The sequence below is a fragment of the Kitasatospora sp. NPDC050463 genome (assembly GCF_040655255.1).
Taxonomy (GTDB): domain Bacteria; phylum Actinomycetota; class Actinomycetes; order Streptomycetales; family Streptomycetaceae; genus Kitasatospora.
This window is the reverse complement of the sequence record NZ_JBFAJO010000006.1, coordinates 79,953-93,206: the sequence shown is the minus strand read 5'-3', so window position 1 is coordinate 93,206 and position 13,254 is coordinate 79,953. Positions and strand designations below refer to the sequence as shown.

General features: G+C 70.5%; 11 protein-coding genes. 6 read left to right on the top strand and 5 right to left on the bottom strand.

Annotated elements, in window-relative coordinates:
• Nucleotides 1–48 precede the first annotated feature (48 nt).
• From AB0J08_RS05980 to AB0J08_RS05970, 3 genes are all read right to left on the bottom strand, one after another.
• Nucleotides 49–2,133: a cellulose synthase catalytic subunit gene (locus AB0J08_RS05980; RefSeq protein ID WP_360627558.1), complete on the bottom strand. Its 2,085-nt coding sequence runs from the start codon at nucleotides 2,131–2,133 to the stop codon at nucleotides 49–51.
• 634 nt (nucleotides 2,134–2,767) lie between these two features.
• The gene (locus AB0J08_RS05975) at nucleotides 2,768–3,541 is read right to left on the bottom strand and encodes a CoA transferase subunit B (RefSeq protein WP_360627555.1); all 774 of its coding nucleotides are present in this window, start codon (nucleotides 3,539–3,541) and stop codon (nucleotides 2,768–2,770) included.
• A 5-nt stretch (nucleotides 3,542–3,546) separates the two neighbouring features.
• Nucleotides 3,547–4,308, bottom strand: a complete 762-nt coding sequence (locus AB0J08_RS05970; protein WP_360627552.1) for a CoA transferase subunit A — start codon at nucleotides 4,306–4,308, stop codon at nucleotides 3,547–3,549.
• A gap of 384 nt (nucleotides 4,309–4,692) precedes the next feature.
• On the opposite strand from AB0J08_RS05970, the gene AB0J08_RS05965 reads away from it, so the two are divergent.
• The 6 genes from AB0J08_RS05965 to AB0J08_RS05940 all read left to right on the top strand — a co-directional run bounded on the left by AB0J08_RS05965 (nucleotide 4,693) and on the right by AB0J08_RS05940 (nucleotide 10,711).
• Nucleotides 4,693–5,967 (top strand): substrate-binding domain-containing protein, encoded by a 1,275-nt coding sequence (locus tag AB0J08_RS05965; RefSeq protein WP_360627549.1) that lies wholly within the window; start codon nucleotides 4,693–4,695, stop codon nucleotides 5,965–5,967.
• A 5-nt stretch (nucleotides 5,968–5,972) separates the two neighbouring features.
• Nucleotides 5,973–6,749, top strand: a complete 777-nt coding sequence (locus tag AB0J08_RS05960; protein ID WP_360627546.1) for an ABC transporter ATP-binding protein — start codon at nucleotides 5,973–5,975, stop codon at nucleotides 6,747–6,749.
• 149 nt (nucleotides 6,750–6,898) lie between these two features.
• The gene (locus AB0J08_RS05955; protein WP_360627794.1) at nucleotides 6,899–7,675 is read left to right on the top strand and encodes an ABC transporter ATP-binding protein; all 777 of its coding nucleotides are present in this window, start codon (nucleotides 6,899–6,901) and stop codon (nucleotides 7,673–7,675) included.
• Nucleotides 7,675–8,541 carry a branched-chain amino acid ABC transporter permease gene (locus AB0J08_RS05950; RefSeq protein ID WP_360627543.1) on the top strand — a complete coding sequence of 289 codons (867 nt, stop codon included), beginning with the start codon at nucleotides 7,675–7,677 and terminating at the stop codon, nucleotides 8,539–8,541. The genes AB0J08_RS05955 and AB0J08_RS05950 overlap by 1 nt, the downstream gene beginning before the upstream one ends.
• A gap of 167 nt (nucleotides 8,542–8,708) precedes the next feature.
• Nucleotides 8,709–9,797: a branched-chain amino acid ABC transporter permease gene (locus AB0J08_RS05945; RefSeq protein WP_360627540.1), complete on the top strand. Its 1,089-nt coding sequence runs from the start codon at nucleotides 8,709–8,711 to the stop codon at nucleotides 9,795–9,797.
• Nucleotides 9,794–10,711: an alpha/beta hydrolase gene (locus tag AB0J08_RS05940; protein WP_360627537.1), complete on the top strand. Its 918-nt coding sequence runs from the start codon at nucleotides 9,794–9,796 to the stop codon at nucleotides 10,709–10,711. Before AB0J08_RS05945 ends, AB0J08_RS05940 begins: the two co-directional genes overlap by 4 nt.
• Nucleotides 10,712–10,777: 66 nt before the next feature.
• On the opposite strand, the gene AB0J08_RS05935 is transcribed toward AB0J08_RS05940, so the two are convergent.
• The gene (locus AB0J08_RS05935; RefSeq protein WP_360627534.1) at nucleotides 10,778–12,052 is read right to left on the bottom strand and encodes a hypothetical protein; all 1,275 of its coding nucleotides are present in this window, start codon (nucleotides 12,050–12,052) and stop codon (nucleotides 10,778–10,780) included.
• 420 nt (nucleotides 12,053–12,472) lie between these two features.
• Entirely contained in the window at nucleotides 12,473–13,075 is a 603-nt protein-coding gene (locus AB0J08_RS05930) for a hypothetical protein (RefSeq protein WP_360627531.1), read from the bottom strand.
• Between the last annotated feature and the right edge of the window lie 179 nt (nucleotides 13,076–13,254).

The window sequence follows — 13,254 nt, the reverse complement described above, 5'->3', positions numbered from 1 at the left end:
TCTTCACGGTGGTTGGTCCCCTCCTGCTGCGGGTCCGAGGGCGCGGGCTCAACGGGCGGTGGTGGCTGGTGCAGTGGCGGCTGGTGCGGTGGTGGCTGGGGTGGTGAGGGCCTCGGTGGTGGGGGCTTTGGTGGTCGAGGCCCCGGGGGTGGGTACCCAGGCGGTGGGGGTACCGGAGCGGCCCTGACGCGGCACGGTCGGGACGGTGGTGGCGGGTTCGGCCGCCGTGGTGACGGCCGCTGTGGTGGTCCCGCCGCCGGTGACGGAGAGGGTCGAGGTGGGCCGGGCGCGCCTGCGGCGGATCGCATCGACAGCCAGCACGAGCATCGGCAGCAGGCTGAGAAGGAGTGCCAGGAAGGCCCAGGTGCGCATGGCGACGTGGTCGTGGCCGGTGAAGAAGGAGGCCGCGATCGCTGCGCCGAACACCAGCGTCCAGAACAGGTGGATGCGGAACGTCGCCACCCGGTCGGGACTGGCCGAGTGGCCCTTCGGTGTCACCACGAAGCGGCTGCGGAGGCGGAGCAGCGCTTGCAGGAACGATGCTGCATAGATCGGCCCGCAGAGTGCCGACATCACCATGCCCGCCACGCCGGACGACCCGGCCGGCTCGTGCGGGCTCACGTTGTGCTTGCGGTTCCAGGTGTAGAGCAGCACCTGGAGAGCGGCCGCGTCGCTGTACAGCATCATCCAGATCTCCGAGGAGACGTGGACCCCCGACGCCCCGAAGCCCAGGTAGAGCACGCTCGACACCCCGCCGAGCAACCAGGTCAGCGCCGCCATCGGGTAGAAGCAGACCATCAGCGTGTAGTTGAGCAGCCGGCCGGGCGACAGCCCCCAGGCCGCGCGCCAGTACTGGGTCAGGAGCGTCTCGTAGGTGCCCCGGCTCCAGCGGAGCTGCTGGGAGAAGAAGTCCGTCCAGGAGGACGGTCCCTCGCCGACCGCCAGCACGTCAGGCGTGTACACCGACTTCCAGCGCGCGCCGGTGGCCGGGTTGCGACGACGGTGGAACTCCAGCCCGGTCGCCATGTCCTCGGTGATCGAGTCGTACAGCCCTCCGATCGACCGCAGCGCGCTGATCCGCACCGCGTTGTTGGTGCCGACGAACATCGGCGCGCCGTAACGGTTCCCCGCCCGCTGGATCAGCGCGTGGAAGAGGAACTGCTGGCTCTCCGAGAACTTGGTGACGGCCGAACCCGAGCTGCGGTAGTTCCCGTACACCTGTGGGCCGACCACGAACGCCACGTCCGGGTCCCGGAAGTACCCCAGCATCCGCTCACCGAACTCCGGCAGCGGGACGTGGTCGGTGTCCACCGACACCCAGAAGTCGTAGTCGGCGCCGTGGGACTGGAGCCAGCTGTTGTAGTTGCCGTGTTTGGTTCTGGCGCGAAACCGGCCCTTGGGCTGGTTCCAGCGCTCGACGCCGCGTCGGCTGAAGTGCCGCGCACCCAGGTGGGCGCAGAGCGCGCGCATCGCAGGATCGTTTCCCTCGTCGAGCAGCCAGACGTCGTACGGGCCTTCGTGCCGGACGGCGAGTGCGGCGATCAGTGTCCTGCGCACCATCTCCGGCGGCTCCTTTCCCGGCACGCAGGTGGTGAGGAACGCGACCCGGGTGCCCGACTCGGGCGTGACCGGGACGGGGTCGCGGGCGACCAGCGTGGCATGCGTGTTGGAGACGACGTTGACCAGCCGGAACACCTCGACGACCGCGATGATCGCGATCATCACCTTGTCGGCGATCGGTAACCAGGAGTGTGTCTCGCCCGGCCGGACCGGCCAGTGGTCGGGGAGCAGCAGCCAGACGAGCAGCACGGTCTCGACCGTCGGGGCGGCCAGCATGAGCAGTGCTGCGCGGATCCGGTGCGGCTCCCGGCGCAGCAGGCTGCGGTACTGGATGCGGTAGGGGGCGGTGGCGTCGGGGGTGGTGGCCGGCCCGGCGAGGCGGCTGAAGTGGGCGTAGTCGTAAGGGGCTTCAGGGACGGACAGGGATATCAGGGCACCGCCGGTGGCGGCCGCGGAGTTGGTGTCGGGCGCGCCCGCGCGCGGGGGTGACGCGGAGGGCGGAGTGACGCGGGGTATCGGGGGACGACCGGGTGGGCCTTCTGCGCCCGTGCGTCGCGAGAACAGCTTGATCATGTGTGGCTCCCCCCGTGGCCGGCCGGTCGGGCCGACTCGTTCGTGCGTGCTCCGACCGGGGTACGCGATCCAGCGCCCTGTGCTGCGACCTGGGTGTTCTGGACGACCGCTCCCCCCGGAGCCTGGCTTTCGAAGCAGACCGCCACCCGGTCAACTGTGCTGGTTCCAGACAGTTCCAGGTCGCCAATCATTAAAACGTGTACGATCGATTATGTCGTACATATACTGGGCCGCTTCGAATGCGAGATCCCGGCACGTTCTCCGGACTCCCCTTCGGGATGTGCGGGATCCTTGGCTGCCCCAACTCTCCCGGAGCGCTGGCGTGATCGCAACCGATCCGAGAAATGATCATTGCGCGAGAGTGAAGATATGACGATTCCCGGCCATGTGGGTCCCAGGGGCTGTTATGGAGAGGGAATCGTTTATCGGGCGTCCCGGGTTAGTCGAATGGATGCACGAAGGCCGGACTCCCCTGTGGGTTGTCCGGCCTTCGGTCGGGCCTTTCGCCCCGGGCCTTGCCGTAGTCGTCCGCCGCGTGCCGTTGCTCCGGGTCGTCGCTCCGGGCTCCGGGCTTCGTGCCGTCGCTCCGGGCTGGGGGCTGGGGGCTACGGGCTCTGGGTTGGCGGCTCTTGGCTCAGGCCCCGGGTGCCCGGTGTTGTGCCCCGATGCGCCCGCTGGGGAGCGGGGCGGAGTGCGGTGGCAACAGGCCGGGACCGGTCGCGGCCCGGACGTCGTCGAATGACACGCCCGGGGCCGTTTCGACCAGACGCAGCCCGTCGCGGGTGACGTCGATGACGGCCAGGTCGGTGACGATGCGGTCGACAACTCCCCGGCCGGTAGCCGGAAGTGAGAGCTCTTCGACGATCTTCGGCGAGCCGTCCCTGGCGGTGTGCTCCATGACCACGATCAGCCGTCGGGCGCCGTGCACGAGATCCATGGCGCCGCCCATGCCCTTGACCATCTTGCCCGGGATCATCCAGTTCGCGAGGTCCCCGGAGGCCGATACCTGCATCGCACCGAGTACCGAGACATCGATCCGCCCGGCCCGGATCATGCCGAAGGAGAACGCCGAGTCGAAGTACGAGGCGCCGGGGGCGACCGTCACGGTCTCCTTGCCCGCATTGATCAGATCGGGGTCCTCGGCTCCGTCCGCCGGGTACGGGCCGACGCCGAGGATGCCGTTCTCCGAATGCAGCACCACATGGACGTCCGGTGGGAGGTGATCGGGGATCAGGGTCGGAATGCCGATGCCCAGATTGACGTACTGCCCGTCACGGAGCTGCCGGGCGGCTCGTGCGGCGAGCGTGTTCCGCGCGTCGAGCGCCCGGTCGGCGGTGGGCGAGGTGGTGGCTGGGGCGGGGGTGAAGGAGGTGTCTGCGGGCTTCGCGGCGATCGTTTCGGTGGTCATCGCGATCAGGCTCCCTGGGGTGCGGTGACGACGGTTCGGCGCTCGATACGGCGGTCGGCGGGATCGGCCGGGACCACTCGGTCGACGTAGACGCCCGGCAGGTGGACGGCGTCCGGCTCCAGCGCACCTGGCTCGACGATCCGGTCCGCCTCGACCAGCGTGACCCGGCCGGCCATGGCGCAGAGCGGATTGAAGTTGCGGGCGGCGGCGTGGAACACACAGTTCCCGTGCCGGTCCGCGACCTCGGCGCGGACCAGCGCGAAGTCGGCGGTGATCGCCTCCTCCAGCAGGTAGCGGCGGCCACCGAACTCCCTGACCTCCTTCGGTGGCGAGGCCAGCGCCACCGAACCGTCCGCGCCGTACCGCCGGGGCAGCCCGCCCTCCTCGACCTGGGTCCCGACCCCGGCCGGGGTGAAGAACGCGGGGATGCCCGCGCCGCCGGCCCGCAACCGCTCGGCGAGCGTGCCCTGCGGGGTCAGCTCCACCTCCAACTCGCCGGACAGGTACTGCCGGGCGAACTCCTTGTTCTCTCCGACGTAGGAAGAGGTCGTCCGGGCGATCCGGCCGGCTCGCAGCAGCAGGCCCAGCCCCCAGTCGTCCACCCCGCAGTTGTTGGAGACGACGTGCAGGCCGGTGGTGCGAGTGGCTGCCAGGGCGCCGATCAGAGTGCTGGGGATGCCGCAGAGGCCGAAGCCGCCGACGGCCAGCACGGCTCCGTCGGGGATGTCTCCGACCGCTTCGGCGGCGGAGTCCAGGACCTTGTCCAAAGGGTCACCTCATGAGGGGGGAGGGGTGGCAGGAGGAAAGGGAGCGGGCGAGGCCACGGCCGTCGGGGACGTGAGGACGTGGGCCCGTGGGCCCGTGGGGACACGGGGCGACGAGCCTTCACTCCGGCATGGCCCCCGACCCGCGCCCCACCACCGTCGCCGGGTGCGGGGCGCGCCGGCCATGGCGGCCGTCGCCACGCCCGGCGACGGACACATGGCCGGCGCCCACACCCACGGGCCGGCGGAAAGGCCCGGGCCCGGTGGTATGGCGGGCAGGGCCATAACCGGGCGCGCTGATACGGCGCCCAGGAACATGTTGCAGCCTCCACACCACACCTACGGTTCCGGCATCCACCCCCGCCGCACCCTCAGGAGTCGGTCACCATGCCCAGCTCGACAGCCCTCACCAGGACCGCCTCCGGTGGTTCCACAGGCCCGGCCGCTTCGCGCGGGCCGGGGCGCAAGCTCGCCGCCGTGGCGGCCTGTGTCCTGCTCGCGGCCGGCTGCGCCAAGGCCGGTACCGCCGGTACCACGGCGGCGGACGGTGGCGGCTCCAAGGGTGTGGTCAAGGTCGGCCTGGTGTACTCGAAGACCGGGCCGCTGGCCGCGTACGGCAAGCAGTACCTCGACGGCTTCAAGGCCGGGCTGGCCTATGCGACCAAGGGCACCGGCGCGGTCGACGGGCACAAGATCGAGTTCGAGGAGCAGGACGACGCGGGAGACCCGGCCAAGGCGGTGTCGGCCGCCAAGGACCTGATCGGCAAGGGCCACAAGATCCTGGCCGGCTCCACCGCCTCGGGCGTCGCTCTCCAGGTCGGACCGATCGCCGCCCAGAACAAGGTGCTCTTCATCAGCGGACCGGCCGCCGCCGACAAGGTCACCGGGTTGAACACCTACACCTTCCGCTCCGGCCGTCAGTCCTACCAGGACATCAGGACCGCGGCCTCGTTCATCGGGGACGCCAAGGGCAGGAAGGTCGTCGTGCTGGCCCAGGACAACGCCTTCGGCCAGGCCAACGTGGCCGCCGTCAAGGCCGTGCTCGGAGCCCAGGGCGCCACGGTCGACTCGGTCCTCGCCCCGCCCAGCGCGACCGACCTGACCCCGTTCGCCACCCAGGCCAAGGCCACCAAGCCCGACCTGCTGTTCGTCGCCTGGGCCGGCGAGACCTCGTCGGCCCTGTGGACGGCGCTGAACCAGCAGGACGTGTTCGCCGACACCAAGGTCGTCACCGGGCTCGACCTCGCCGCCTCGTACCCGCTCTTCGGCCCGGCGGCTGAGAAGATCTCCTTCCTGAACCACTACTTCGGCGGAGCCGCCGGCACCCCGGTGGAGAAGGCCATGGACGAGGCCGTCACCGCCGGCGGCGGGAGATCCGACATCTTCACCCCGGACGGCTTCACCGCCGCCCAGATGATCGTGCACGCGGTGGAGGCCAACCGTGGCTCCGCCGAGGACACGTCGGCTCTGGTGAAGGCGCTGGAGGGTTGGAGCTTCGACGGAGTGAAGGGGCGGACCACGGTGCGGGCCGAGGACCACGCCCTCCTCCAGCCGATGTTCCAAGTCCGGCTGACCGGTACCGGTGCGGCTGCCAGGCCGTCGGTGGAGAAGACGCTGGCCGCGGACGAGGTGGCGCCCCCGGTCACCCCGATGGCGGGCTGACCGCCGTGTCCGGTCCCGCTCCGTCCACCGTGCCCCGGCCGGTCCTGCGGCTGACCGGCCTCGGCTGGTCCGTTCGCGGTGTTCCGATCGTCGAGGACGTCTCGTTCTCGGTGGGGGAAGGCGAGTTCATCGCTTTCATCGGACCCAATGGTGCTGGGAAGACCTCCCTCTTCAATCTGATCTCCGGCATCTACCCGGCGAGCCAGGGCAGTGTGGAACTCGACGGCGCCGACATCACCGCCGAGGCCGTCCACGCCAGGGCGCGCCGCGGACTCGGCCGTACCTTTCAGACCTCCTCTCTGTGGCCGGGGATGACGGTTGCCGACCACGTCCGTCTGGCCGCGCAGGCCGCCGCCGGACCGCGCGCCTCGTACCGGCTCTGGCGCCGCGCCGACCGGTATGCGGACCAGGTGGGCGCGACCCTGGAACGCACCGAACTCGCCCATCGATCCGGGACCTTGGCGAGTGCCCTCTCCCATGGTGAGAAGCGCAAGCTCGAACTCGCCGTCCTGCTGGTCTCCGACCCCCGGCTCATCCTGCTGGACGAGCCGATGGCCGGGGTCAGCGCGGAGGAGGTACCGGCTCTCACCGAGCTGATTCGCTCGGTCCACCGCGACCTCGGTCGCACGGTACTGATGGTGGAGCACCATATGGACGTCCTGCTCGGCCTGGCCGACCGCCTCGCCGTGATGCACCACGGCACGCTGCTCGCGCTGGACGGCCCCGAGGCAGTGATGGCGGACGCCACGGTCCAACAGGCCTACCTGGGCGAGGCGCTGTGACCGACTCTCCTTTCCCCGCTGCTGCTTCCGGCTCGGCCGCCTTGACTTCCGCTGGCACCGGCACCGGCACCGGCACCGGCACCGGCCTGGGCGGCCCGGGCGCCGCCCTTGCTCAGGCTCCGGCCAACTCGCTCCTCTCAGTTCGTGATCTGCGGGTGGTCATCGACGGGTTGCACATCCTGCATGGGGTCGACTTCGACGTTGCGAGGACCGGTGTCACCGCCCTCCTGGGACGCAACGGTGCAGGCAAGACCACCACGGTCAAGGCCGTGATGGGTCTCGTGCCGCGCACCGGCAGCGTCCTGTTCGACGGGACCGAACTCTCCTTTCTCCCCACCCATCTCGTGGTCCGCCGGGGCATCGGGTACGCCCCCGAGGACCGCGGGATCTTTGCCGGCCTCACGGTCGCCGAGAACCTGCGCCTTGCCGAGCGGGACCGAGCCACCGAGCCGGCCTATCGCCTCGTCCATGAGTTGTTTCCCGAACTCAAGCAACGGGCCGGTCAGTTGGCCGGAACACTCTCGGGCGGCCAGCAGCAGATGGTGGCCATCGGCCGAACGCTGCTCAACCGCAACCGGCTGATCATCGCCGACGAGCCGACCAAGGGTCTGGCGCCGAAGATCGTCGCCGAGGTGGCGGACGTCCTGGCCCGGGCCGCCGAGGCCGTTCCCGTCCTCCTGGTCGAGCAGAACCTCGCCCTCGTCCGCCGTCTGGCCGGCACCTGCGCCGTCCTCGCCGACGGTCGCACCGCCCACCAGGGCGACACCGCCGAGCTGTTGGCCGATGAGGAAGCCGCCCGCCGCCTGCTGGGCGTCGGCAGCAAACGGGCGGGCGCCGGCCCGGCGGCCGGCCCCTCGGCGGTCGGCCCCTCGACGGCCGGGCGGGCGCCGACTGCCCCTTCCGTCACCTCGGAGGTGAACCCCTGATGGACACGGTCGTTCTCCTTTCCTGTACCGGACTCGGTCTGGGGGCGCTGTACTTCCTGGTGGCCTCCGGTCTCTCGTTGATCTTCGGTCTGATGGACGTACTCAACTTCGCGCACGGCGCCCTGCTCTCCATCGGCGCCTATGCGACCTGGTGGGCCGGCACGGAGGCCGGCTTCCCCCTCTGGCTCGCGGTGCCGTTCGGCACTCTGGTGGGGACGGCGGCTGCCGTCCTGTTGGAGCTCTTCCTGATCCGGCCGCTCTACAGCAGCCCGCGGGACCAGATCCTCGCCACCGTCGGCGTCGGGCTGGCCGTGCCCGCTCTCCTGATGGGTATCTGGGGCGCGGACGCCCGCCCCTTCCCACAGCCGGCTCTGCTCTCCGGCACCTGGCACCTGCTCGGTGCGACCGTCCCGGTCAACCGCTTCGTGCTGGTGGCCGCGGCCGGGGTGCTGCTGCTCGCTCTTCTGTTGTTCCTCGCCCGTACCCGCTACGGGCTGATCGTCCGGGCCGGCGTCGAGGACCGGGCGATGGTCACGGCGCTCGGCATCGACGTGCGCAGGGCGTTCACTCTCGTCTTCGCCATCGGTGGTGCCGCCGCCGCGCTCGGCGGGGCCCTCTGCGGCCTCTACTTCGGTTCGATCAATCCGGGCCAGGGGACGGGTCTGCTCATCTTCGCCTTCGTCGTCGTCGTGATGGGTGGCATGGGCTCTGTCACCGGGGCGGCCGTGGCCTCGGTGGGCGTCGGTCTCGTCCAGCAGTTCGCCAACTACTACACCGCTGCGGGACTCGGCGACCTCTCGGTCGTCGTCCTGCTGGCCGTACTGCTTCTCGTACGACCCCGCGGACTCACCGGGAGGCTCGCGTGAGTACCAAGACCCCCGACACGAGCACCGATGGCACCGCGGCCGACCGCGCCGCGGCCGGTTCGGCAGGGGGGACTGACACCAGCCCTGCCGAGAGACATTCTGGACGGGCGGGGGAGATCCGCGCCATCCCTCGAACAGGTGAATCAATCACCGAGCGCTCGACAGCGGTGCACCGAGCGCTACGCTGGTGGCCGATCGCTCTGCTGATCCTGTTCCTTGTCGCCCCATACAGTGCGCTTCCCGTTCCGGGACTGCTCGACGGCCCGCTCGGCAGCCCCGGAAGCCTCCAACTCATCGCCCTGTGCCTGCTCTACGGGGCGCTCGCCACCGGCTACGACCTCCTGCTCGGCCGTACCGGACTGCTCTCCTTCGGTCACGCCCTCTACTTCGCCACCGGCCTCTACGCCACCAACCTCGGCATGCTGGAGCTCCGACTGCCGTTCGCCGCAGCGGCTCTCTTCGGTGTCGCCTGCGCCGTCGCGCTGGCCCTGCTGCTCGGCTCGGTGAGCCTCCGCGTCACCGGAATCGGGTTCTCCATGGTCACCCTGGCCTTCGCACAGGCCGGTTCGATCCTCGTCCAGCGCAACCCGGGGGGCCTGACCGGTGGCGAGGAGGGCCGGTCCGCCCCGGCGGATCAACTCCCCTCCGCCCTCCTGGGCATCGAGAACACCGCTAACCTCTACTGGATCGCCGTCGCCTACCTGGCCCTCACCCTCGCCGCCGTCCACTGGGCCGTCGGCTCACCGGTCGGACGGGTGTGGGAGGGCATCAAGGAGAACGAGCGCCGGGTCGAGGTGCTCGGACTTCGGCCCTACGGCTACAAGTTGGTCGCGTTCGTCCTCGCCGGAGGCCTCGCCGCGGTGGGCGGAGTCGTCTACCTGTTGCTGACCGGGGGCGCCACGCCGCAGGCCGCCACCTCCGATGCGACTCTCTCGCTGCTCGTCATGGTCGTACTCGGGGGGTCCGGCACGCGCTGGGGTCCGTTGCTGGGCGGTGTCATCTACACCTGGGCGGGCCACCGGCTCGGCGACCTCGCCAACTCGGAGACGATCGCGGACCTGCCCGCGGTGCTGCGCGTCCCGCTCTCCCAGCCGCTGTTCCTGCTGGGCGGCCTCTTCGTCGCCGTGGTCTATCTGTTGCCCGGGGGCCTGGCCAGACTCCCCGCCCGCGTCCACGCCGCCCGTTCCGTCCGCTCCGCCCGAGCCATGGGCCGGGCCGGCGCCCCCAGCGCCCGACCCACAGGAGGTCCCACGTGACCGCGTCACCGAAGCACCCCGAAGCGCTGACCGTCCCCGTGCCCGGCGGGGATCTGGCGGTACTCCGCTGGCCCGCGGCCGTGCCCGGAGCGCCGACTGTTGTGGCGCTGCACGGCATCACCGCCCATGGCCTCGCCTGGTTCGAGGTCGCCCGTGTGCTCGCCGGCCGGGCCACCTTGATCGCGCCGGACCTCCGTGGGCGTGGGGCCAGCCGGACGGTCGGCGGGCCGTACGGCCTGGCTCGGCACGCGGACGACGTGGCGGCCCTGATCAGCGCGCTCGGCCTGGGGCCGACCCTCGTCGTCGGCCATTCCATGGGCGCCTGGATCACGGCCTTGACCGCGGTGCGGCATCCGGAGCTCGTCAGCCGCGTGCTGCTGGTCGACGGAGCGATCAGCTTCCCGCTCCCGGACGGTGTCCGGCCCGAGGACGCGCTGGCCGCCGTTCTCGGCCCGGCGCTGGCGAGGCTGTCGACGACCTTTCCGGATCGCGCGGCCTACCGCGCGTTCTGGCAGCGGCACCCGGCCTTCAGCGCGGACTGGTCGGACGGCATCGACGCCTACACCCAGCGCGACCTGATCGGCGCCGAGCCCGAACTCCGCTCCTCCTGTGTGCTGGAGGCCGTTCAGGTCGACGGCGAGCAGGTCCTGCTGGACCAGGACGCAGCCGCTGCCGTGCATCGACTGCACTGCCCCGGTGAGCTGCTGTGGGCGGAGCGCGGATTGCTGGACGAGCCGCAGGGGCTCTACGACAGCAAGCGGATCGCCACGTCCGGGCTGGCCCCGGCCCGGGTGGCCGCGACCCTCGTGCCGGACACCAACCACTACTCGATCCTCTGGAGCGTGGCCGGCGCCGAGGCCGTGGTGCGCAGCCTGCTGGGCGCCGGACCCGCCGCCGGGCAGCGGGTCCCGTAACGGATCAGCCGGCGGGGCATCGTCACTACGCCGGCCGTCCCCCGCGGAGTCAGCTCCGTGAACTGCTCACCCGGCGGCGCCGAGGAAGGTCTGCCACCCGCCGGCCGGCGCCTGCCCGACGTTCAGCGAACGCAACTTGCGGAGGGTGGACTGGTCCTGGGCCTCCAGCCAGTCGACCAACTGGCGGAAGGAGACCAGTCGGACCTCCGGCTTGGCGGCGATGGTCTTGAGCGTCTCCTCGACGGCGTCCATGTAGATCCCGCCGTTCCACTGCTCGAAGTGGTTGCCGATGAAGAACGGCGCGCGGTTGCCGTTGTAGGCGCGGTCGAACCCGGCCAGATAGGCGTCCCGGGCCTGGGAGCGCCAGTCGTTGTACTTGGCGGGGTCGCCCTTGGTGCTGCCCGCCGACTGGTTGGCGAGGATGTTGTAGTCCATCGAGAGCACCTGGAACGTGTGCCCGGGGAACGGGATGCTCTGCAGCGGGAAGTCCCATATCTTGCCGTCCTGCACCTTCTGCGGCCATATCTGCTGACCTCCGGAGGAGCTGGCGTCGTACTTCCACCCCATGGCGGCGGCGGTCGGCAGCAGGGCCTTCTGCCCCTCCAAGCACGGGGTGCGGCCGCCTATGAGCTCCTTCTTGTAGTCGAAGGGGAGCGGGTCGACGTCGGTGAAGCCGGTGTTGGTGCGCCATTGGGTCACGAACGAGACCGCCTGGTCGATCTCGCTCTGCCAGTCCTCGGGGGTCCACTTGTTCACCCCGTTGCCGTCCGAACGGGTCGAGCAGAAGTGCCCGTTGAAGTGGGTGCCGATCTCGTGGCCGGCCGACCAGGCCTGGCTGATCAGTTTGAGCGTGGTCTTGACCGCGCCGTCCGAGAGGTACGGGATGTCGGACGCGCCGACCGCGTGCTTCGGCGGGTGGTAGAGATCGGCCTTGCCCTTCGGGAGGGCGTAGATCCCGGAGAGGAAGAAGGTCATGGCGGCCTTGTGTTCCTCGGCCAGCTTGAGGAAGCGGGGGAACTGGCCGTCGTCGGTGCCGCCGGCGCCGTCCCAGGAGAACACCACGAACTGCGGCGGCCGCTCGCCGGGCTTGAGCTTCTCCGCCTTGGGCTGATTCGGCTGGGGGCCCGTGTCGGAGGTGGAGCCGTCGCCGATGGGACTGCCCTTGGCGGTCGGAGTGCCACTCTCCGTCGGCCCGCCGGTGCCGGTGCCGGTGCCGCCAGGACCGGGCGCGGAGGAACTCGACCCCGAACCGGATCCGCCACTCGAACACGCCGCGACCGTCCCGAGTGCCACGGTCGCGGCGGTGGCAGTGAGCACGGTCCTGCGCGAGATGCTGGTCATGGTCTCCCCTGGGTGCCGCTGGCCGGGTCGAGGTGGCGTCAGTAGGCCGCACCGGTCAAATCGGGCAATTGATGATTAATCCGCCGTTAGCATGTCATGTGGACGCAGAGGTCACCAAGGTGCCGAGGTCCATCGACAGAGAACACGCCTACCCGGCCCGGCCGGGCTGCAACGACCAGCTTTCTGTTGCGGTCCTGTGACGGTTTGCGCGGTCTTGGGTGGATCGCCACCGGTGGGGAGAGTCGGTCGGCCGCCCGGTCGTCGCGGCCCGGAGCGTCGGGTCGTCGAACCGTGGCTGGGTGTCGCGACGTGCGCGGTCCGCAGGTGCCGCCTGCCGCTCCTAGGGTCAGGTGCCCCGGGGTCCCGGTGCGGCCTGTTCCGGTCGCGGTTGCGGTTCCGGTGTCGCGGGGCGTTCGGGAGTCAGTTGACGACGAGCCGACGGTTGCGCCGCACGATCCGGGCGATGGCGGTGCTGACCATGGTGGCGGCGGTGCAGGAGACCGCAAGGCTCAACCAGGCGGTGTCGAACCAGTGGCTGTTGAGCCAGCCCAGCGTGACGATGTAGGCGGCCCAGATCAGGGCGGCCAGGGCCGACCAGCGGAGGAAACGGTGCGGGTGGGCGTGGGTGGGGGAGTGACCGATGGCCAGGTCCAGGATGGTCCGGCCGGCCGGTACGAATCGTGCCACCACCACCATGGCAGCTGCCGCCCCGGTGGTCCGTCCGTCCAGCGCCTGCTGGACCCGGGCCACGCTGGCCGCCAGCTGCGGACGGTGTTCGAGCCGTCGCTGGACCGAGGGGGCACCCCGGCGGGCCAGCGAGAGCAGCAGGAGGTCTCCGAGGAACGAGGCGATGGCGACGCCGAGCCCCAGCACCACCGGCGCACCGTCTATCTGCGCGGTCTTGAGCACGGCCAGGATGACCAGTGTTCCGCTGGGGATGAAGGGGAGAAAGGCGTCTCCCAGTACGGCGCAGAGCGCCAGGGCGCAGATCCATGAGGATCCGATCACCGTTGCGATGTCCAAGGTAGGTACTCCCTCCAGGCTGCCCGGGGGAGCAGATGGCTGCAGGGGACAACGCTAGCGCCTCGACTTTTCATGCCATGAAGCACCCCGGCTGTGCTGGGCGTCACAAGACGCGAGCCCCCGGAGCGGGGTGCCGTTCCGGGGGCTCGCGGGGATCGATCGGCGCTGGTCCAGCCCGA